Consider the following 19,517-nt stretch of genomic DNA (forward strand, 5'->3'; position numbering starts at 1 on the left):
CTATTAACCGAATACGCGATAATATAGTTGTTTCGCTTTCGAAATATCATTTGTACCATGAATAAAAACACGACCATCTCGAAAAACAACCACGCGGTAATCATCGAATTGGCAAGATAGTAAATACGGATTCCGATCTACTTTCCCCAGTTTTTGTAATACTTTTTCTATATCATCAAAATTGTATTTCCTATTGTCTACTGTTCTAATTTGAACTGTATTTCTTCCGCATAAAACAGCTGCTTTCGTTTGATTTTCGTATGATAAATAAGGATAAGTTCGATTCAAACCGCATGAGAGACAAGTGTCTGTTTTTATTTTCCCTAATTTTATAAAATGATTTTGATTACTCCATATATCAAACATGAAAAATGTTTTTCTAATTGCTGAGAAATCTTCCACTAAAATTTTGAGTGCTTCTGCCACTTGATATGCTGCGACGATTTGAACAGTCGGGCTAATAATTCCAGCGGTATCACATGTCACACCTGTAACAGGAATATTTTTCAGCATACAATGTAAACACGGTGTCTCTTGCGGAATAATTGTATAACTCATACCATACGATCCAACGCAAGAACCATATACCCAAGGAATATTATGTTTTTGTGATAAATCATTTATTACAAATCGAATATCAAAATTATCTGTTGCATCAATGATTACATCTACATTTTTTAATAGACCTTCCATATTTTCTGAAGTTGCATCCATTACGAAAGCATGTATTTGTACTTCCGAATTAATTTGTTCTAACCGATTTTTTGCAGCAATTGCTTTCGGCATTTTCTCTCTCGCATCTTGTTCAGAGTACAATTGTTGCCTTTGTAAATTACTCCATTCAACGTAGTCACGATCAATAATCGTCAACTTGCCAACACCTGCACGTACGAAACTTTCGGCACTTGCACTTCCTAATGCGCCTGCCCCTACAATTAACACATGTTTATTTCGAATTTTTTCTTGTCCTTTACTCCCAATTGGTTTGAACAACTGTTGTCGTGAATACCGATCAGCCATTACATACCCTTCCTCTCAAGAACTCTATTTCATATTAGAATGTTGTTTCTGATAACAAGCAAAGTAAGCAAAACCAACAAACCCAGCTCCTCCAATTACATTTCCGATAAAAACAGGAACAAAATTTTTAGCCAAATCCATCCACGTTAGATGACCAGCAAAAATAACAGCGGAAATGACAAACATATTTGCTACTACTTGCTGAAATCCAATCACTACAAATGCCATAATTGGAATCCAAATTCCGATGATTTTTCCGACAAAATCACTCGTCCCGTAAGCGAGCCAAAGAGCAAGACAAACGAGCCAATTACAACCAATTGCTAAAATTAAAGTTCTCCCAAATGATTCATGTAACTTCCCTTCCGCTATCGCTACCGTTTTATTTAAATACTCTCCCTCTGTTAATCCGCCAAGATGCCCAAAGCAATACGCAACGAAAATTGCCCCAATAAAATTCATGAGAGTAATCCAAACCCAGTTATTCAGTACACTTATCAATGTAATTTTCTTTGCATAAAGCGCCATAGACAGTGACATCATATTTCCCGTAATTAATTCTCCTCCTGCTAATACTACGAGCATGAGTCCAACAGGAAATACTGCTCCTCCTAAAACATTCACTAGACTTCCCCAGCGCTCAGGTAAATTCCCTAAAACTCGAATGTTAAGTAAAAAACCTATCGCAATAAACGCTCCTCCTAAAAAACCGAGAATAAGCATCGCTGGCAATGTCTGTCTTACTTTTTGAACACCGGCCTCAATGACAAGTTCAGCAATTTGTTCCGGCTTATGAAATGCCATTACCCATTCCTCCATTTTCTCCAAATAAAAAAGCAGCTTCAAAAAACCTCCTCAAATAAAGGTTTTTGAATGCTGCTTAATTTCTCTGCACATCTTTTACAGAGATATCAATCATCACTTTTACTATAAAATAGAAAATCCACAACTCTTGTAAATTTTCCATTTTTCACTATGAAGCTAGCTTTATATATTAACCACCGATATGTGACATTTCAATTTTAGGTATTGTTTTCTTATTTGTATGATTTAAGCGTTCATCTGAATAACGATCTTCCCTATTATTCCATATATCGCGTACTACATCTGTAATGTCCTCATCTGTATGTTCAGAACGAAGCAATTCTCTTAAATCATTTCCTTTAGAAGCAAATAAGCAAGTATATAATTTTCCTTCTGCAGAAATACGAGCTCTCGTACATGATGAGCAAAAAGAATCTGTTACTGATGAAATAATACCTATTTCCTCATCGCTTCCTATATAACGATACCTAGTAGCCACTTCACCAGAATAATTTGCTTCTATCCGTTCTAACGGCATAACTTGATGAATCGTATCTACTATTTCTTGTTTAGAGACGACCTCTTTTAAATCCCAACCATTATAATTTCCAACATCCATATACTCAATAAAACGAAGAATATGCTTATTTTCCTTAAAATATTGCGCCATCTGCAAAATGTCCTGTTCGTTTTTTCCCTTTTGAACGACCATGTTTATTTTAATTTTCATTCCAACTTCAGCTGCAGCCTGTATTCCTTCCAGAACCCTTTGCACTTTGCTCCTATTACCATTTAAATAGAAAAACCGCTCTTCTTCTAAGGAATCTAAGCTAACTGTTACACGTGATAGTCCCGCCTTATATAAATTAGGAGCAAACTTTTTAAGTAACGATCCATTGGTTGTTAAACCGATATCTTCTACACCATCAATTTTATTAAGGCGCTCAATAAGCTTTGGAAGCCCTCTTCGAAGTAACGGTTCTCCGCCTGTAATCCGTAATTTTCTCACACCTAAAGAAACGAAAATACGTGTTATCCTTTCAATTTCATCAAAAGATAAAATTTTCTCATTAGACAAAAACGAGTAATCAGGACCAAATATTTCTTCTGGCATACAATATCGGCAGCGAAAATTACAGCGATCAGTAACTGAAATACGTAAATCCTTTAACGGACGTTGCAACTTGTCTAATGTAACTGATTTCATCTTCATTGCCTCACTTTTATTTTATATTTAAAACTCGTTCTGGATGGGTATATACATTTAAGGAGTGATTACGAATAAATCCTATTGTCGTAATACCTAAATCTTCCGCTAGTTGCAAAGCTAACTCAGTTGGAGCTGATTTTGATAGTATAATTTCACAACCGATTTTTGCAACTTTCAATAATATTTCCGAAGAAATACGACCACTAAAAACAATGATTTTATCTTTTATAGAAATATTGTTTCTTAAACAATAACCGTAAATTTTGTCTAGTGCATTATGCCTACCAATATCCATTCGGCTTAAAATAATACCATTCACATCACATAAAGCTGCATTATGAACCCCACCAGTATGATGAAACGTATCCGCAGATTGCTGCATTTCTTTCATTAACCGAAAACAATCCTCTGCCGTAACCTGTACATGGACACCCTTCATTTTTTTTGCACTTAGTGCATCATTTGCAAAAACAAACCCTTGCCTACTCATACCACAACAAGACGTAATATAGCGTTTATTTTGCATTTGTTCATAATACGGATTTACTTTTGTCGTTGTTACATGCACAAAGCCTTCTTTCTCCTGCATCCATATGCTATCAATATCTTCATACTTCCGAATGATTCCTTCAGACGCTAAGAAGCCTATTACCATATCTTCTATATATTCTGGAGTACTAACCATTGTAACAAACTCCTGCCCGTTCATTTTAATGGTGACAGGAAACTCTGTTACAATGCTGTCCTCTATATGCTTAAACGCTCCTTGTTCATAACGAAAGATTTCTCTTTCTACCTGTATCGGTTTCACGATCAGTATCCTTCTCTCACGTTATATTTTTATCAAAAACAAATACAGAAACTGCAATATCTTCTTCTACTTTCATATCTGAAAACAAATTCACTAATTTCGCTCCAACAAGTTCCTCCAAATGTTCACGGGAATTCGCAGCATACACTTCTTGAATCATTTTCGTTCTAGCCATATGAACCATTTCCGCACCGTCCATCGTACTTGAAATAAATTTTTCAGTAGGTGTTAAGTTTCCATAAAGAGTCGCTATAGCCATATTTTCCGCAAAAACAGTATGAATTCGTTCTGGTCCTTTTCCGAAAAGTTCCTTTCGAAGTTTTCGGATCATATCATTAAATTCATGTACTTTTTTTGACATACAATTATACCTCCCAAAAGCCTCATTTTACTTTATTATATATTTTACCAAAATGAGCCTTCCGCCCAAACTATTTCCTACAAATATTTGGGCGGAAAGGTTCACTTCATGAAGTTTATTCGTCTTTTAACCCTTTCCCCATTCCTTTTAAGAAATGAAGCCCAAACCCGATAGCGCGGTTAATATCTGGGTCTTTCAATACTTTCATAAGATCGAATACCCCTACTTTTTTATTACTTTCTAGATGTTCATTACCTTCTTCTAGCCCGACTAATAAACTACCTATAAGCTTTTTCGTAAGTTCTGGGTCAAGTTCAGTTAACGCACCTGCAGCACCCATCATATTATTAATTAAATTTGTAACAGGCTCACGAGTTACTTGACCTAGAACAATCTTTGCAATTGGTTCTTTCGCTTTCAGCATAGAATTTGCAGCTTCTAGCATTCCAATGTCATTTAATTCCCCTACTATATTAAACATCTGATTTAGAGCTTCTTCATTATTTGTTAAAAGCTCCTTTAAATCATCTAATTTTTGCTGTTTTATTTCTTCTTCAGTTAATTCTTGTTTTTGAATCATTTTTATAGGTGCAGCCATAGTTTTCTCCTCCTACTTATCCGTTAAATGCACATACCCTGGACGTGCCCACTTACGATGTACCTCAATTCCAGCTTGAGGGTGACGTTTTTTATTGCGTGGGTTCGCTTTTGGCATCGGATTTTCGCCATCAACTTCTAACACTTCCATACGCACTTTCGTTTGTTTATACGCAGGTGTATTCGTACGTACATCCACAGCAGGACCTGTTAAGAAATTAATTGCCGTTTCGTTATCTGTAGAGTTCATCGGTAAATATAACTCATTCGCTTTTACACGATCTGTAACGAGTGCACGTAATTTTAATGCTCCAAAAGGAGAGACAAGACGAACTAACGAACCTGTTTTTACGCCACGTTCTTTTGCAAGGTCTGGAGAGACTTCAACGAAAACACCAGGTACTTTCGTTTGAATACCTGTTGATTTATTTGTCATATTCCCTTCATGGAAATGCTCAAGCATACGACCGTTGTTAATGTGAAGGTCGAACTCCGCTGGAAATTCAGCTGGACGTACCCAGTCAGCAATCGCAAAACGAGCTTTTTTATCTGGGAAGTTAAATCCATCTTGGAACAGAAGTGGTGTATTTGTTCCATCAAAACTTCCCCAATGGAAACTGTTCCATCCTTCAAGCACTTCATAGTTCGCTTGCGAGAATAATGGTGATAAACTTGCCATTTCAGCAAAGATTTCACTTGGGTGGCTATAATTCCAGTTTGCCCCTAGTTTATTCGCAACCTCCTGGACGATCCACCAGTCTGGTTTCGCATCTCCTAGCGTAGGAAGAACTTGATATAATCTTTGGACACGGCGCTCTGTATTTGTGAAAGTACCTTCTTTCTCAAGAGATGGCGCTGCCGGTAATACAACATCTGCATATTGAGCAGTTTTAGAAAGGAAAACATCTTGCACAACGAAGAAATCAAGGCTCGACAACACTTCATGTACATGATTTGCATTAGAATCTACAAGAGCCATATCTTCTCCGACAAGATACATTGCTTTCATTTTTCCTTCGTCAATTGCGTGAAGCATTTCAATATTATTAAGACCTGGTTCACTATCAATTTTCACTCCGTAAGCAGTTTCAAATTTCGCACGTTCCATTTCGTTAGTAACGTGCTGATATCCTGGAAGCCATCCTGGTAAAGTACCCATATCACAAGCACCTTGTACGTTATTGTGACCTCGAAGTGGGTATGCACCTGCTCCTGGACGACGATAGTTCCCTGTTGCAAGAAGTAAGTTTGAAATTGCAGCGGAAGTATCAGAACCACCTGTATTTTGCGTTACCCCCATACCCCAAAGGATACATGTACCATCTGCATCACGAATCATTTCAGCCATTTGAATAAGTGTTTCTTTTGAAATACCTGTTACTTCTTCTGCATATGCAAGTGTATATTCTTCTAGACTTTCTTTGAAATCTTCAAAGAAGTTTACATTCTCATTAATAAATTCCTGATCATGCCAACCTCGATCAATCATATATTTTGTAACAGCCATTAACCAAACTTGATCTGTTCCTTGTTTTGGACTAATAAAGACATCTGATCGCTCTGCCATTTCTGTTTTACGAAGATCAGCTACAATTAACTTTTGTCCGTGTAATTTATGTGCACGTTTAATACGTGTAGCTAAAACAGGATGACCTTCTGTCGGATTACATCCTACAATAATAACAAGACCAGATTGCGCAATATCTTTAATCGTTCCTGCATCACCGCCCATACCAATTGTACGGAACAAACCATCCGTTGCTGGTGATTGGCAATAACGTGAGCAGTTATCAATATTATTCGTTCCAAATACTTGTCGAGCTAATTTTTGAATTACATAATTATCTTCATTTGTAATTTTAGAGGAAGAAATAAATCCGATAGAACCTTTACCATACTCTTCTTTAATAGTACCTAATTTATTTGCAACTACATTCAGTGCTTCTTCCCATGTAGATTCAACAAACGTTCCATTTTTACGAATTAAAGGTTTTGTAATTCGTTCTTTAGAATTTACGAAATCCCAACCAAATTTCCCTTTTACACAAGTGGAAATTGCGTTGACTGGTGCATCTGAAGATGGCTGTACTTTAAGGATTTTACGCCCCTTCGTCCACACTTCAAACGAACAACCTACACCACAAAATGTACATACTGTTTTCGTTTTCTTCGTACGAGTATCACGCATGGCCGCTTCCACTTCTGATACCGCAAAAATACCGCTATATCCAGGCTCAACTTCTTTAATTAAATCTACCATCGGTTCAAGAATATCTGGTTTTAATCCCGTCATAAATCCAGCTTCACCGAGCATCGTTTTCTCCATTAAAGCGTTACAAGGGCAAATCGTTACACATTGACCACAGCTAACGCATGAAGAATCATTAATATTTACTCCTTCATCCCAAATAACTCGTGGGCGTTCCGCTTCCCAGTCTATCGATAACGTTTCATTTACTTGTAAGTTTTGACACACCTCAACGCATTGACCGCATGCAATACATTGATTAGGGTCATAGCGATAAAACGGATGCGTCATATCAACTTCACTTACATCTACTTTCGGTTCATAAGGATATTTTTGATGTTCAATTTCCATTAATTCTGCTGTATTATGCAGTTTACAGTTCCCATTGTTGTTGTCACATACTGTACAGTATAATAAATGATTTTCTAGTAACCGATCCATCGCCTCTGTTTGTGCTTCTTTTGCGCGAACAGAAGCACGCTCAACGTTCATACCTTCCGTTGCTATCGTCGAACAAGAACGCATTAACTTTCCGTCAACTTCTACAATACAAGTGTCACATGTTTGAATAGGATCTACTTCCGGCACGTAACAAATTTGCGGATGTTCAATCCCGTTCTCATTAATAACACCCAATATCGTTGAACCAGGCTCCGCTGTATACTTTTTTCCGTCAATTGTAATATGAACCATGTTGTCATTCATGGTCTTTCCCCCTTTTTGAGAATAAAAAAAACTCCACCACGAAAATATACGCACCACATTTTGGGCACGCTATCATCATGGTGGAGTAGTTTATTAGCACATCTTGCTAAAATACCAATCCATTTATTCATAAATAAAACGATAGATTCATAACAGGTCATATCACGATTCCATCTTTAACACTATAATTATAGCGTTAAATGTACAAATATACAATATAAATTTTAAACTGCGCATATGTCTGTATGTAACTATCCATAATAACCCATATAAAGTTCAACGAGGAATAAGGTGAATATATGGGATCTTTTCGAAAATGGATAAGGGGCGAAAAATCTTTCTCTACACATGAGCAATCTGAAACTGTATTAAATAAAGAAATTTCTTCCTCCATGCCGCTTAATCTTAAACACTTATCCAAATTATTTAGTGGTATTCCACAATTAATTACACGCACTTTCCCGTTAAAAAACGGAAAAGAAGCTGCTCTTATATATATGGAAGGACTTGTAGATAAAACTGTTATTAATGTAGATATTCTTCGTCCTCTCTTATTTAAAGAATGGAATGAAGATGATTTTTGGGAATCTTCTGTTTCTATAGGGAATATTAAAAAAGTTCAGAAGTGGATAGACATTGAGCAATCTCTCTTACATGGCAAAAGTATTTTATTTATAAACGGGCAATTATCAGCTTTAGAACTAGATACGCAAGCGGCGCCAAAAAGGAGTATTGAAGAACCTACAACAGAGACTTCCATAAAAAGCTCACACGAAGGATTTAATGAAGTGGCAAGTGATAGTATCGCACTTATTCGTCGCTATATTCCAAATCGCGAATTAAAAGTGAAAGAATTCACTGTTGGCGAACGAGCAACCTCTAAAGTTTTTTTACTTTATCTTGCAGATGTTACAAACGAAGATGTTGTACAAGATATGGCATGCCGCATTGAATCAATCAAAGTAGATGCTATTCTTACTACAGGTGAATTAGAAGGATTTGTTGAAGATAATTCCTATACTCTCTTCCCACAATTGTCTATCACTGAACGTCCTGACACAACGGCACATCATATTTTAAATGGGCGAATTGCTGTTGTTGTAGATCGCTCACCAGGCGTATTAATAGGACCTATGACCTTTTCATCCTTCTTTCAGACGATAGATGATTACAGCTTCAGACCTATGATTCCATCTTTTATACGACTCCTTCGTTTCACTGGGCTATTTATTGCAATATTTGCTCCTGCTCTTTATATTGCTATGATTTCCTTCCATTATGAAGTGATTCCGCTCAAATTGTTGTTAACGATTGGAGAATCCCGAGCCAAAATTCCTTTTCCTCCCATATTAGAAGCTTTATTAATGGAATTAGTTCTCGAAATGCTCCGAGAAGCAGCGATTCGGCTTCCTGGGCCTGTTGGACAAACAATCGGCGTCGTAGGAGGAATTGTAATTGGACAAGCTGCGGTTCAAGCTGGGATTGTGAGTAACGTTATGGTTATCGTCGTATCAATTACTGCGGTTGCCTCCTTCATTATTCCTAACTTAGAAATGTCAGCAGGAATTCGGCTTCTTCGATTCCCAATGATGATAGCCGCCTCTTTATTTGGCGTCATTGGAATTATGGTTGGAATGGCAATCATTATCATCCATATTCTTTCTATGGAATCACTTGGTGTACCATATGGTAGTCCTTTTTCTCCGTCATATGCTTCGGATTTAAAAGATACCCTTATACGTTTCCCATGGAAAATTATGAAGAAACGGCCACTATCTCTACAATTAAAACAAGATAACCGGCAAAGAGATGTTGAAGAAAAGGAGGAGAATTAGTGACAAAACGTGCAAAGAGGGAGATTACTTTATTTCAATACATTTTAACGATTAGTGGTGTTCAAGTCGGATTCGGCGTACTTACACTTCCGCGTGAAGTTGCACAAGGAGCGAATACAGATGGCTGGATGTCTATTATTATCGGATGTGTCATTACTACTTTAGTCAGTCTATGTATTGTAAAAATCATGGAAAAACATCCAGGATATACTTTACTTGATGTGCTGATACGCTATCTTGGAAAATGGCTAGGAAGAGTAGTAATGATTTTTTGGATTTTATATGCTGTACTCGCAGCTGTTTCCTTAATTTTTTCCCTCTTATACGTTATTCATATTTGGATTTTACCTAGATCTCCTATGTCTTTAATTATGATTTTGCTATCTATTCCAATGCTTATGCTTGCATGTAAAGGAGCACTTATTATTAGTCGTTTTGCTGTTTTCACTGTCATCTTTACACTTTGGATGCCATTATTATTATTTATTCCTCTTAAAGATGGGCATTTTATATATCTTCTTCCTCTCATCAAGGAAGGATGGCTACCAATTATAAACACCGTAAAATCAACTATCATTGCGTTTCTCGGATTCGAGTTTGCGTTTGTCCTTTATCCTTATTTAACTAACAAAGCATCTGCAAAAAAAGGAATTGTTATTGCAAATTTGATTACGTTATTTATTTATCTTCAAATCACGTTCGTTTCTTTTATTTATTTTAGTCCAGATGGTATAACAAAGTTTTTATGGCCAACTCTTTCTCTTGTTACACCGTTTCATTTCTCATTTCTTGAGCGGTTTGAAATTATCTTTTTGTCATTTTATCTCTTTATTATTTTTGATTCCTGTATTCCTTATATTTTTACTGCTTCAGATGGTATTAATCAATTACTTAACAAAAAAGGCAGTTCATTACCTATTTATTTTTTATTATTCGGGTGTATTTTCATCTTATTCTTTTATATCCCTTCTTCTTATCAGATAAGTTCGTTGCGGGAATTTTGGGGAACTGCTAGTTATTTTATCGTTTTTCTATTCCCAGTTGTATTTCTCTTATACATGACACTTTATCAGCATTGGAAAAGGAGAAAAGTTTAAATGAGACGCTTTATTCATTTTATTATATTTTGTTTTCTCATAATTTTTTTAGCAGGCTGTGAAGATCGGCTTGATTTAGAAAAACAATCCATCTCATTAATTTACGGTTTTGACGCAAAAGCAAAAGGAAAATTAATTGTGTATCACGTAAATCCTATTTTCAATGAAGATGTAGAGAAAAAGTACGAAATTCATGAAGCGAAAGTACATACACCCCGAGAAGCAAAAGATACGTTTAACAGTTCAAGCAGCGGTTTAGTGTCCACAGAAAAGTTACAGCTTATATTGTTTAGCACGAATTTTTTAAAACAAGAAGGAGCTATGCCTTATCTGGATGTTTGGTATCGCGACCCTAAAAATACAGGGAATATGCGCATGGTTGCAGTAGATGGCCCCATTTCTTCTGTTATATATAATAATTTCAAAGATAAGCCTGCTCTTCCTGAATATTTAACAGATTTAATTAATACGAACAAACTATACAATCGGACCGTGTTTACGACATTCCATGAATTTCATAGACAAACTTTTAATAAAGGCGTAACTCCTGCTATTTCAGAAATAAAAAAAGGGAAGAAAGATGTTATTGTTACCGGTTCGGCACTATTAACCTCTCGTGGAACTTATAAGATGTCTTTAAATCGCTACGAAAGTGCCCTTCTTCTTATGGTGCAAAAGAAAGCTAATATACCCGTTTCACTTACAATGAAAATCCCCTCTAATTTAGTTGAAAGTAATAGCCATCTAAAAGATACAAAAGGCGACGATTTTATAACAATAAATGTTCTTAGTATGAATCATGATATCGGTACAGACTATAGCGATAACCGCTTCAAATTTAATATTAAAATGGATTTAAAAATTGCCGTATCTGAACTTACATTCAACATGGATATAGAAAATGATAGAAAAAAATTAACTTCTCTTATTACAAAACAACTAAACAATGATTTAAACGATTTAATCCACAAAATTCAAAAACAGCAGCTTGATCCATTCGGATTTGGTGATTATGCGAGAGCGTTTCAATATAAAGAATGGAAACAAGTTGAAGATGATTGGCCAAGTTCCTTTTCAAAAGCTAATGTGAAAGTGGCACCAACTATTAAAATTTTAGAAAATGGGATTATTAAATAGAAAAAACACGCTACTTGTTCTTATATGAATAAGTAGCGTGTTTTCATTTCCATTACAAGTATTATTTCAATGGACTATACTCTATTTCCATTTCTAACATTACTATGTTTTTTAGCATATACAAAATATATGAAAACGCCTATTATAATCCATGCCACAAAACTAATTAAAGTAAGCTTAGAAAGGTTCAAAGCCAAATATATACAACTTACTATTGAAACGATAGGTAAAAAAGGTACTAGAGGGGCACGGAATGGCCTCTTCATATCAGGATGCGTCTTTCTTAATACAATGACAGCTATAGATACAAACACAAATGCTGTTATCGTTCCCATATTCACTAAATTAGCTAATAAATTCAAATCCACTAATCCCGCTAATAAAGCTGCTAGTATACCTGTAATCCACGTATTAAAAAATGGAGTTTGTAAACGTTTATGGACACTTGAAAGTCTTTTTGGTAACAGTCCATCTCGACTCATCGAGTAAGATACACGAACAAATGCAAACATAGCTACTAACAGAACTGTTGTTAGCCCCGCTATCGCTCCCACCGATAACAACCCAGCAATTCTATCTTCTCCTACAGTGCGCAACGCATATGCAACCGGATCAGCAACATTTAATTCCGTAAACGGAACCATTCCAGTTAGCACGAATGAAACACCTACATATAGAACGGTACAAATGAACAAGGAAACAAGTAGCCCAATTGGCACGTTACGTTGTGGACGCTTCACTTCCTCTGCGGCTGTTGCAACTGCATCAAATCCTAAAAAAGCAAAAAATACAGTAGCAGCGCCCCCTACCACACCGTGAAAACCAAACGGTAGAAATGGTTGCCAATTCTCTGGTCTTACATATTGTGTCCCTACAACAATAAATCCTACAATAACAGCCAGTTTAATAATAACCATTATATTATTAATTCGTGCACTTTCTTTTGCACCACGGCTTAATAAAAATGTAACAACTAAAATAATAAGAACTGCTGGTAAATCAATGATTCCACCCTTCCCCATTCCTGGTGCCGAAGCAAAAACCGTAGGAATGTGAATATTAAAACCTAGTAGCAATGACTGAAAATATGCTGACCAGCCTGCTGCAACCGCAGAAGTCGCTAATAAATACTCCAGCATAACACACCAGCCAACTATAAATGCAAAAATCTCACCTAGTGTCATATATGTATATGAATATACACTTCCCGAAACTGGAACTGTAGATGCAAATTCAGCATAACAGAAAGCTACACATGCACATATAATTGCCGCTAATACAAAAGATAATACAATCGCTGGACCAGCATGTTTCGCTGCTACAATACCAGTTAATACGAAAATACCTGTACCAATAATTGCTCCAATACCTAAAAGAGTTAAATCAATCGCTCCTAAAGTTTGATTCAATACTTTTTTCTTTTCTTCATCCATTGCTTTCTTTATGAAAAGACTCATTCTTTGAAACCTCTTTTTCAAGTTTATCTCTTACTTGTTACATTCTTTATTACTGTTCTATTTTAAAAATAAAAATATACATAGTTCACTTCCCCTATAGACTTAGTAACCCAACTCATAAAAACAGAAAATTCAATCTCCTTATACCGTATTGAATTTTCAAAATATTAATCATACCAAAAAACCATTAAGAATGCTGATTGAATTTATCATACAATTAATTATATTGTCAATAATAAATCACTCAAAAATAATCGGTTGATTATGTATCAAATGTTATTTTTATACATAATTATTTTCTTAAAAACATTGTTGTTTTCCACCTTAATATTCATATGTATTTTATTACATTGATTTACATACAATTTTCATTACATACAATGTAATGAAAATTGTATGTAATGAAAATGAATTATTATTTAAAAATAATAATTCATTTGAGGTTATTTCACCATTTTAATACTAACAAAAAAGTGCAGATTTTCATCTGCACTTTTTTTATTCTTCCACTTCAGCTTCTGCACTACTATTTTCAAGATGCTCCTTCTGAGCTTCCTCTTGCAACTCTGCTGAAATCATCCCATAATAAAGTTCCGGATATAACCCAAATATTTGATATACACTTCCTAAAAACGGCATCAGAATCCCTCTTTTCTAAAGTTGTATTGCCACTTTTAAGGATTCCCTTTTCATTCATTATACATTCGTTTTTGGCGTTTCTTCTTCATCTTGAATACTTAATAAATTTTGCCATTTTTTATACGGAGCGCTATTTGGATCTACATATCCTTTCGCATGCGAGCGATCCCACAATTGTTTAATAAACATTTCTTTCTCTTTCTTTGCAACCATATCAGCACCTGTACCGTAATAGTTCTGGAAATACAACTCGATTTCATCAAGGAATAGTCTTAATAATTCATCTGATGTTTCTTCTAACGTCGGATCATACTTCGCTTCACGGTCATACATTAAAATCATGTCTAAAAGATTGTGGACATGTTCTTTTCTAAGCCATCTTACATCTTGGGCTCCTAATACGAACGGATGTGTATATAAATGTCCACCTTGTATCATCGCCTTTTCTTGCTCTTCTTCAAATCGTGACAAGATGTTTTCATAAATAAACGGATTATGAAGCAATGCTCTGTGTAATTTATAACTTTCGCTTGAAATATTTTTCCCCATCGACTGAATTAAAAAGCTACGTCCCACACCGTTATATTGATACACAAACTGTCCATCAACAGCAACTAAACTAATCCAGCGATACATATATGCGTATAGTAAGGCACGATTACATTTATCATAATCTAATTTTGTTTGAGTCGCATTCAAATCTGGCATAAAGGCTGGTAAGTGCCAATACTTATCTAAATGCGGCGTTAAACTAGATTTTTTACTATTTAATTTGTTTACACGGCGATAATACGATTGGAAATAGTCCCCTTTATCATTCATAAATCCGTTTGAAATATGTCCTGATGATAATTTAGGAAAATCTTGCAGCGATAAGCCATAATGTGCTCGATAACAGATCACTTCAAATGGCGAAAAGGCTTCGTGTACTGTATCTTTTTCTTTAAACATTTCTTGAATCAATTCCTCTTGTAGCTCTTTCTTTAAAGAAGGATGTATACCCCAATATTGTAATTCCCTATGATGAGCAACTTTCGGAATGAATGGACTTGCTAAATGGAACAGGTCTTCAATTTTTTCACGCACGTATTCATCGCGATCACGTTTCTTATAATCTGCTTCTTTTCGCAACGCTTCAATAATATTCAATTCTAATTTATCACGATAGCGTACTTGCAGTTCGTCATAACAATAGCTCAGTATATGTTCGCGATAGAAATCCTCTACCTTTTTCGACTGAATCTCTTCTGTTTTCGCATCACGACAATATTCCCCATACAAACTCATATAAATTTCCGCTGATATATCTTTCGGTAGTACACCTAAATTTAAATGTTGCTGCATATCTTGCCATATCTTTTCTTGCAGCTGTTCCTCTGCTAATACATAAACATTCGTCGGGTTTGTTTTCCCTTCAAATTCCTTACTGCGCTTTTGGATTTCAAACAATAAATTTTCACGTGTTTCATGTAAATTATCAAAAAATCTTTCCCAATATTGAATCATTTTATTAACTGCCTGATATAGCGATTGATACACAAGTTCTAATAGCATTTCTTTTCGATATTCATTTAATTTGTGTACATATTGCGTTACGATGTCTTCAAATTCTCTTTTGAATAAACGTTGCTGATTATTAATCATTTTTCCGAACCAGCCTTGTTGTTGAGCAATTTCTACTCGGCGTACAGCCGTTACCGTGCCATCGATATTACCTACATTAAATTTTTTATCGTAGTTTTGAATTACATTACGCTTTTGTTCATTATTTTCATGTAGTCGATTCATTTTTTCTACTAACTGTTTTCGAATTTCATATAACATAAAACGTGCTGCTACTGGGTGAACTGGATCTGTTTTCTTTAAAAACCATGTATTTAATTGATAGGACTGCCCTTCAGAACCACTTGGTGAAAAGCGGTCTGATTCAATCATGTCATATAAAAGTGTCGTTACATGTTCATGTACACGGCTCGGAATCGCATATGCATATAAGCGAACCGCGTGATCCACTCTTGCTACTTCACCTTTCATTTGTTCCATCATTTTCAGTTTCGCAGCTGAAATTTTACACTCATGTTGCAGACGATTTAATTCCTCATCTTTTTGCACCGTGCGTTGTACATAACTTTCTACAGCTTCTAAAAACAGTTTTGATTTCGCAACTCCGAGCTTACCACCCTCTGCTCCTTCACGTGTTTCATTGTACATTTGTCTATAGAAAATATGAGCTTGCTCTGGACGGGTAGCAAGATGTTCCAAGTCCTCTAAATAACTTTTACCTCTCTCCGGCTTTTCGCGCTGCATCCCACGTTTTACATCTTGGTCATATCTTTGCTTCTTCTCTTGAAACAGTTGATCTAAATGAAGCCACGATTCATCTAAACCTTGCACAGCCCATTTTAAAGCACAATATTTTAACACATGCTCATACGGATAAATGAGTTTTGCCGTTCCTGCCCCGCAATATCGTCCTTTTCCGCTTGATTCTGCTAATTGCTGAATTTGATTGTCTTCTTGTGCAAAATGACTTGTGGACATCGGGCTAAATAACTGTAAATAAATTGTATTTGCCATCTGTTCCATATAATCTGATAAATTGTGTAAATGGTGTCCATGTAGGTTTTCATAATCGTATAAGAAACAATAATTGTACGGTAAATGATGTTGTTTAATTGTATGATTTGTTCTTCCGTCTTCATCTACTTGATCAGGGCGATACTCTAATTCAATTGTTACACCGCCGCGTTTTGATAATTCTCCAGTAGAACCGAGTGTAATAGCATGTAATTCTTTTAACGATGCATAGCCGTTCGCTTGCACCGTTTCAAACTCTTTCGCACTAACTGTTCTCGTCTTTACTAAAACATCCGGCATTAAAAACGCACCGCGTATTAAAATGTTATGATGCTGCAATTTCTTCCGAAGCATTTCACGTAAATATAATGCAATTTGCAGAAACATCCCCGAACCTGTTCCGCCTGCTAGTGATGTTACTATAATGACACGCACACCATATTCCGTTTGATCACTTGTAACCGGAAAAATTTTCTCAATTTCTTGCCAAAAGGACGTTAATTTATCTTCTTTCATCGCAGCACGTAACGCTAAACGTGAAATGACGCGTAACTGTCCTGCTCCTTCTGTTAATGGCTTATCAAGTATAGTCGGATCCATCGGAAACCACTCTGGGATCGTTGGATCTCCCGCAATATACTCCCTAGGCGTTTTACTAGAACTTGTTTGTGTCTTAAACTTTCGAATATGATCAAATTTACTTAATGTATTCACATCTGTATCAAATACGTGCATTGCTACCTTTTTCCGGCGCTCTTCAGGCAATTTTTCATATATTTGATGCGTCACAGTACTACCGATTCCACCTAAACCAATTAATATTGTTGGAACTTGTAATGTCATGTGAACCACCTTCCTATTCTTGCTTGTTTGAAAAAAGGGAAAGAGAATCAATACTCCATCCCCTTCTTTTCCCTATCTACTATTCACATTCGTACTTGTAAATCTCCTTACCATATCCTCTATCAATTAGTAAAAGTTCATTTGGATATAGTGTCTTATGTTCCATTCCTACTTCATCCTCTGTTATAAACATCCCATCAATAATCATTCCAACTACTTGTGATTCTTTCGCTACAAAGACAGATTTCGAACCTTTCTTCGCTATAAACGTAACGGATTGCACTGTTTTTCTTTCTGCTCTAAATGGGATACCAAAATAATGGTTCCACCATTTATTTCGAAGTAATTCTGGTTCAGATTGATATAGCCAATCTTTCGCTACCTCTTGATCCCATTCATAATACAGTAGTGCTTTCCGGTGAAATCTTGGCCGAACAATCCATCCTAAAACAATGATTCCTACTACTAGTAGTAATAAAGTGATAGGAATGACAAACTTAAAAATAAGCGCATATTTTTCATAAAACGGAGCATCTTGAATATGGAATGTTATGTTTTTCTTTACTTCTTGTAATTTTGAATCCTGCATTACGATGGTAGCTTCTACGGTGCCGGTATCTGTAAAATTAAATGTGTCGGAGTAATAGGGACGAGGATAAACATAGATCTGATTTCCATGTTGCTTTATTTCATAATTGATTGATTGTTTAGATGTGATACCAGTAGATTTTAATAGTTTTTTTACAGCTTCTTCTGTCATCGGCTTACCATCTAACTGTGGCTGCAAAACAAATGGTTTACTATTCTCTAAATTTGTCACTTTTTCTTCATAATCTTTTGTAACAGTTTGAAGTGATAATTTTGGTTTCTCAGCTGTTTCAATTTTAAATTCTTTCGTCTGTCTATAAAACCCCTTTATATTCATATGAACTTTCCCGCGTACTAACCCTTTACCAAGCTTAGTTTCGTAATAAAACACATGCCTCTTATCGTCCCACTTCATCGGATATTGTTTTCCGTCTATTTCTACTTCTGCCTGAAAGTAAGAAGACTGAACTGGCAACTCCGTAGGCTTTGCTTCAATAACAGCAGTAACACCTTCGTACATTTCCTCTACATTTTTTTGACTACTATCATCTTTGTCATAAGTAGAAACCGTATAATTAAGCGCTGGTTCAACTAGTACTTGTAGTCCTTCTTTCTCAATGTCCTGGTCCACTTCTATCGTATAAGTTCCTGGTTTAATAACTTCCTGATTTTCCGTACTTATATGAACTATATTTCCGAACAATTTTGCTTCTCCTGGTGCATGTATGGAAAAAGAAGATTGTAATTGTAACGGTTTAGAAATTTGTGTGACCTGATAATCGGGCAGAGAAGGCGATTGTCGTACAAGCGTCATACGCTTTAATGGAAACGGTGTTGTAATCTCTACTCTTTTCCCCACTACTTTCGTTTTTACAATCGATTCAACAGAGGAGAATGGATCACGATTTGCAACTAATGCTGCCACCTGATTTACACTTTTTACAATGCCATCTTCTCCGCTTGACGGCATCGTAACACCATTTATCTCTTTCTTCCATATTTCTTTAAACGTGTTTAATTGTTCTTTTTCTTGTTGTCCCAAATCTTCTTCCATCGTAATTAAGACTGGGTGTAACGATATCTTTTTTGCATCCATTTCTTTCTTAAACTGGGCTAATTTCTGCAAAATTTGTTCTTTTCCGCCAACCTTATCTTTCTCTAAATCATTAAATGCCCCGTCAGTTAATACAATAAGCCAAAATTCACGTTTTCCATCTATATCTGCTTCCTTTTTTATAGATTGCATCGCCGTTTCTACCGCGCTAAATGGAGTATTTAAATACGTTTTCCACGCTCCAATTCCTTCAATTTCTGTTTGCCTTTTATCCTTCGTTAACGAAATGTTTAATGGATCATTCGGCTTACTCATTGGAACGTAAGAAAATTTATCTTTTTCATCTAATAGCGCAACTAAACTTTGCAAAGCATAATTGGCATATTTCCAGCGATCGTTATTTCTCATGCTGCCCGAATCGTCATATACAAGTGAAACGACCCTTTCCTTTGCCTCCTCTCCTTTTGCAAAAGCTGATAAAGGTAAACATATAAATAGAAACAACATGAACGTGGCACAAATTCGGATTTTCAT

General features: G+C 35.8%; 14 protein-coding genes. 3 read left to right on the forward strand and 11 right to left on the reverse strand.

Features of this window, described 5'->3' with window-relative positions; genetic code table 11:
• Positions 1–3: 3 nt before the first annotated feature.
• The 7 genes from QCI81_RS04775 to fdhF all read right to left on the reverse strand — a co-directional run bounded on the left by QCI81_RS04775 (position 4) and on the right by fdhF (position 7,756).
• Positions 4–1,020, reverse strand: coding sequence for a molybdopterin-synthase adenylyltransferase MoeB (locus tag QCI81_RS04775; protein ID WP_000785264.1), 1,017 nt, complete (start codon positions 1,018–1,020; stop codon positions 4–6).
• Between the two features lie 24 nt (positions 1,021–1,044).
• On the reverse strand, positions 1,045–1,824 hold the full coding sequence (locus QCI81_RS04780) for a formate channel (protein ID WP_000863998.1): 780 nt from the start codon (positions 1,822–1,824) through the stop codon (positions 1,045–1,047).
• Positions 1,825–2,014: 190 nt separating this feature from the next.
• The gene (gene moaA / locus QCI81_RS04785) at positions 2,015–3,031 is read right to left on the reverse strand and encodes a GTP 3',8-cyclase MoaA (protein ID WP_071731379.1); all 1,017 of its coding nucleotides are present in this window, start codon (positions 3,029–3,031) and stop codon (positions 2,015–2,017) included.
• A gap of 16 nt (positions 3,032–3,047) precedes the next feature.
• Positions 3,048–3,845: a formate dehydrogenase accessory sulfurtransferase FdhD gene (fdhD, locus tag QCI81_RS04790; protein WP_071731380.1), complete on the reverse strand. Its 798-nt coding sequence runs from the start codon at positions 3,843–3,845 to the stop codon at positions 3,048–3,050.
• A 16-nt stretch (positions 3,846–3,861) separates the two neighbouring features.
• Positions 3,862–4,206 carry a Na-translocating system protein MpsC family protein gene (locus QCI81_RS04795; RefSeq protein WP_000039582.1) on the reverse strand — a complete coding sequence of 115 codons (345 nt, stop codon included), beginning with the start codon at positions 4,204–4,206 and terminating at the stop codon, positions 3,862–3,864.
• Positions 4,207–4,321: 115 nt separating this feature from the next.
• Entirely contained in the window at positions 4,322–4,804 is a 483-nt protein-coding gene (locus QCI81_RS04800) for a helical membrane plugin domain-containing protein (RefSeq protein ID WP_000729897.1), read from the reverse strand.
• 12 nt (positions 4,805–4,816) lie between these two features.
• Entirely contained in the window at positions 4,817–7,756 is a 2,940-nt protein-coding gene (gene fdhF / locus QCI81_RS04805; protein ID WP_071731381.1) for a formate dehydrogenase subunit alpha, read from the reverse strand.
• Positions 7,757–8,055: 299 nt separating this feature from the next.
• Here fdhF and QCI81_RS04810 point away from each other — a divergent pair, with 299 nt between their 5' ends.
• Genes QCI81_RS04810 through QCI81_RS04820 form a run of 3 tightly spaced genes read left to right on the forward strand, consistent with a single transcriptional unit; the run spans position 8,056 to position 11,825 of the window.
• Positions 8,056–9,591 carry a spore germination protein gene (locus QCI81_RS04810; protein WP_071731382.1) on the forward strand — a complete coding sequence of 512 codons (1,536 nt, stop codon included), beginning with the start codon at positions 8,056–8,058 and terminating at the stop codon, positions 9,589–9,591.
• Entirely contained in the window at positions 9,591–10,688 is a 1,098-nt protein-coding gene (locus tag QCI81_RS04815; protein WP_000166524.1) for an endospore germination permease, read from the forward strand. The genes QCI81_RS04810 and QCI81_RS04815 overlap by 1 nt, the downstream gene beginning before the upstream one ends.
• Entirely contained in the window at positions 10,689–11,825 is a 1,137-nt protein-coding gene (locus tag QCI81_RS04820) for a Ger(x)C family spore germination protein (protein ID WP_001252184.1), read from the forward strand.
• 74 nt (positions 11,826–11,899) lie between these two features.
• On the opposite strand, the gene QCI81_RS04825 is transcribed toward QCI81_RS04820, so the two are convergent.
• From QCI81_RS04825 to QCI81_RS04840, 4 genes are all read right to left on the reverse strand, one after another.
• Positions 11,900–13,282, reverse strand: a complete 1,383-nt coding sequence (locus QCI81_RS04825; protein WP_000051662.1) for an APC family permease — start codon at positions 13,280–13,282, stop codon at positions 11,900–11,902.
• A gap of 498 nt (positions 13,283–13,780) precedes the next feature.
• Positions 13,781–13,921, reverse strand: a complete 141-nt coding sequence (locus tag QCI81_RS04830) for a hypothetical protein (protein ID WP_001116193.1) — start codon at positions 13,919–13,921, stop codon at positions 13,781–13,783.
• 57 nt (positions 13,922–13,978) lie between these two features.
• Positions 13,979–17,341, reverse strand: coding sequence for a tubulin-like doman-containing protein (locus QCI81_RS04835; RefSeq protein WP_000175110.1), 3,363 nt, complete (start codon positions 17,339–17,341; stop codon positions 13,979–13,981).
• Between the two features lie 79 nt (positions 17,342–17,420).
• Positions 17,421–19,517 (reverse strand): vWA domain-containing protein, encoded by a 2,097-nt coding sequence (locus QCI81_RS04840; protein ID WP_071731383.1) that lies wholly within the window; start codon positions 19,515–19,517, stop codon positions 17,421–17,423.

It is taken from the genome of Bacillus cereus group sp. MG20, from assembly GCF_040459885.1.
GTDB classification, from domain to species: domain Bacteria; phylum Bacillota; class Bacilli; order Bacillales; family Bacillaceae_G; genus Bacillus_A; species Bacillus_A cereus.

What these genes read in the sequence shown, in the direction of transcription:
- QCI81_RS04775 (WP_000785264.1), bottom strand. Translation starts at nt 1,020, where the DNA reads ATGGCTGATCGGTATTCACGACAACAGTTGTTCAAACCAATTGGGAGT.
- QCI81_RS04780 (WP_000863998.1), bottom strand. Translation starts at nt 1,824, where the DNA reads ATGGCATTTCATAAGCCGGAACAAATTGCTGAACTTGTCATTGAGGCC.
- moaA (WP_071731379.1), bottom strand. Translation starts at nt 3,031, where the DNA reads ATGAAATCAGTTACATTAGACAAGTTGCAACGTCCGTTAAAGGATTTA.
- QCI81_RS04795 (WP_000039582.1), bottom strand. Translation starts at nt 4,206, where the DNA reads ATGTCAAAAAAAGTACATGAATTTAATGATATGATCCGAAAACTTCGA.
- QCI81_RS04800 (WP_000729897.1), bottom strand. Translation starts at nt 4,804, where the DNA reads ATGGCTGCACCTATAAAAATGATTCAAAAACAAGAATTAACTGAAGAA.
- fdhF (WP_071731381.1), bottom strand. Translation starts at nt 7,756, where the DNA reads ATGAATGACAACATGGTTCATATTACAATTGACGGAAAAAAGTATACA.
- QCI81_RS04810 (WP_071731382.1), top strand. Translation starts at nt 8,056, where the DNA reads ATGGGATCTTTTCGAAAATGGATAAGGGGCGAAAAATCTTTCTCTACA.
- QCI81_RS04820 (WP_001252184.1), top strand. Translation starts at nt 10,689, where the DNA reads ATGAGACGCTTTATTCATTTTATTATATTTTGTTTTCTCATAATTTTT.
- QCI81_RS04825 (WP_000051662.1), bottom strand. Translation starts at nt 13,282, where the DNA reads ATGAGTCTTTTCATAAAGAAAGCAATGGATGAAGAAAAGAAAAAAGTA.
- QCI81_RS04830 (WP_001116193.1), bottom strand. Translation starts at nt 13,921, where the DNA reads ATGCCGTTTTTAGGAAGTGTATATCAAATATTTGGGTTATATCCGGAA.
- QCI81_RS04835 (WP_000175110.1), bottom strand. Translation starts at nt 17,341, where the DNA reads ATGACATTACAAGTTCCAACAATATTAATTGGTTTAGGTGGAATCGGT.
- QCI81_RS04840 (WP_071731383.1), bottom strand. Translation starts at nt 19,517, where the DNA reads ATGAAAATCCGAATTTGTGCCACGTTCATGTTGTTTCTATTTATATGT.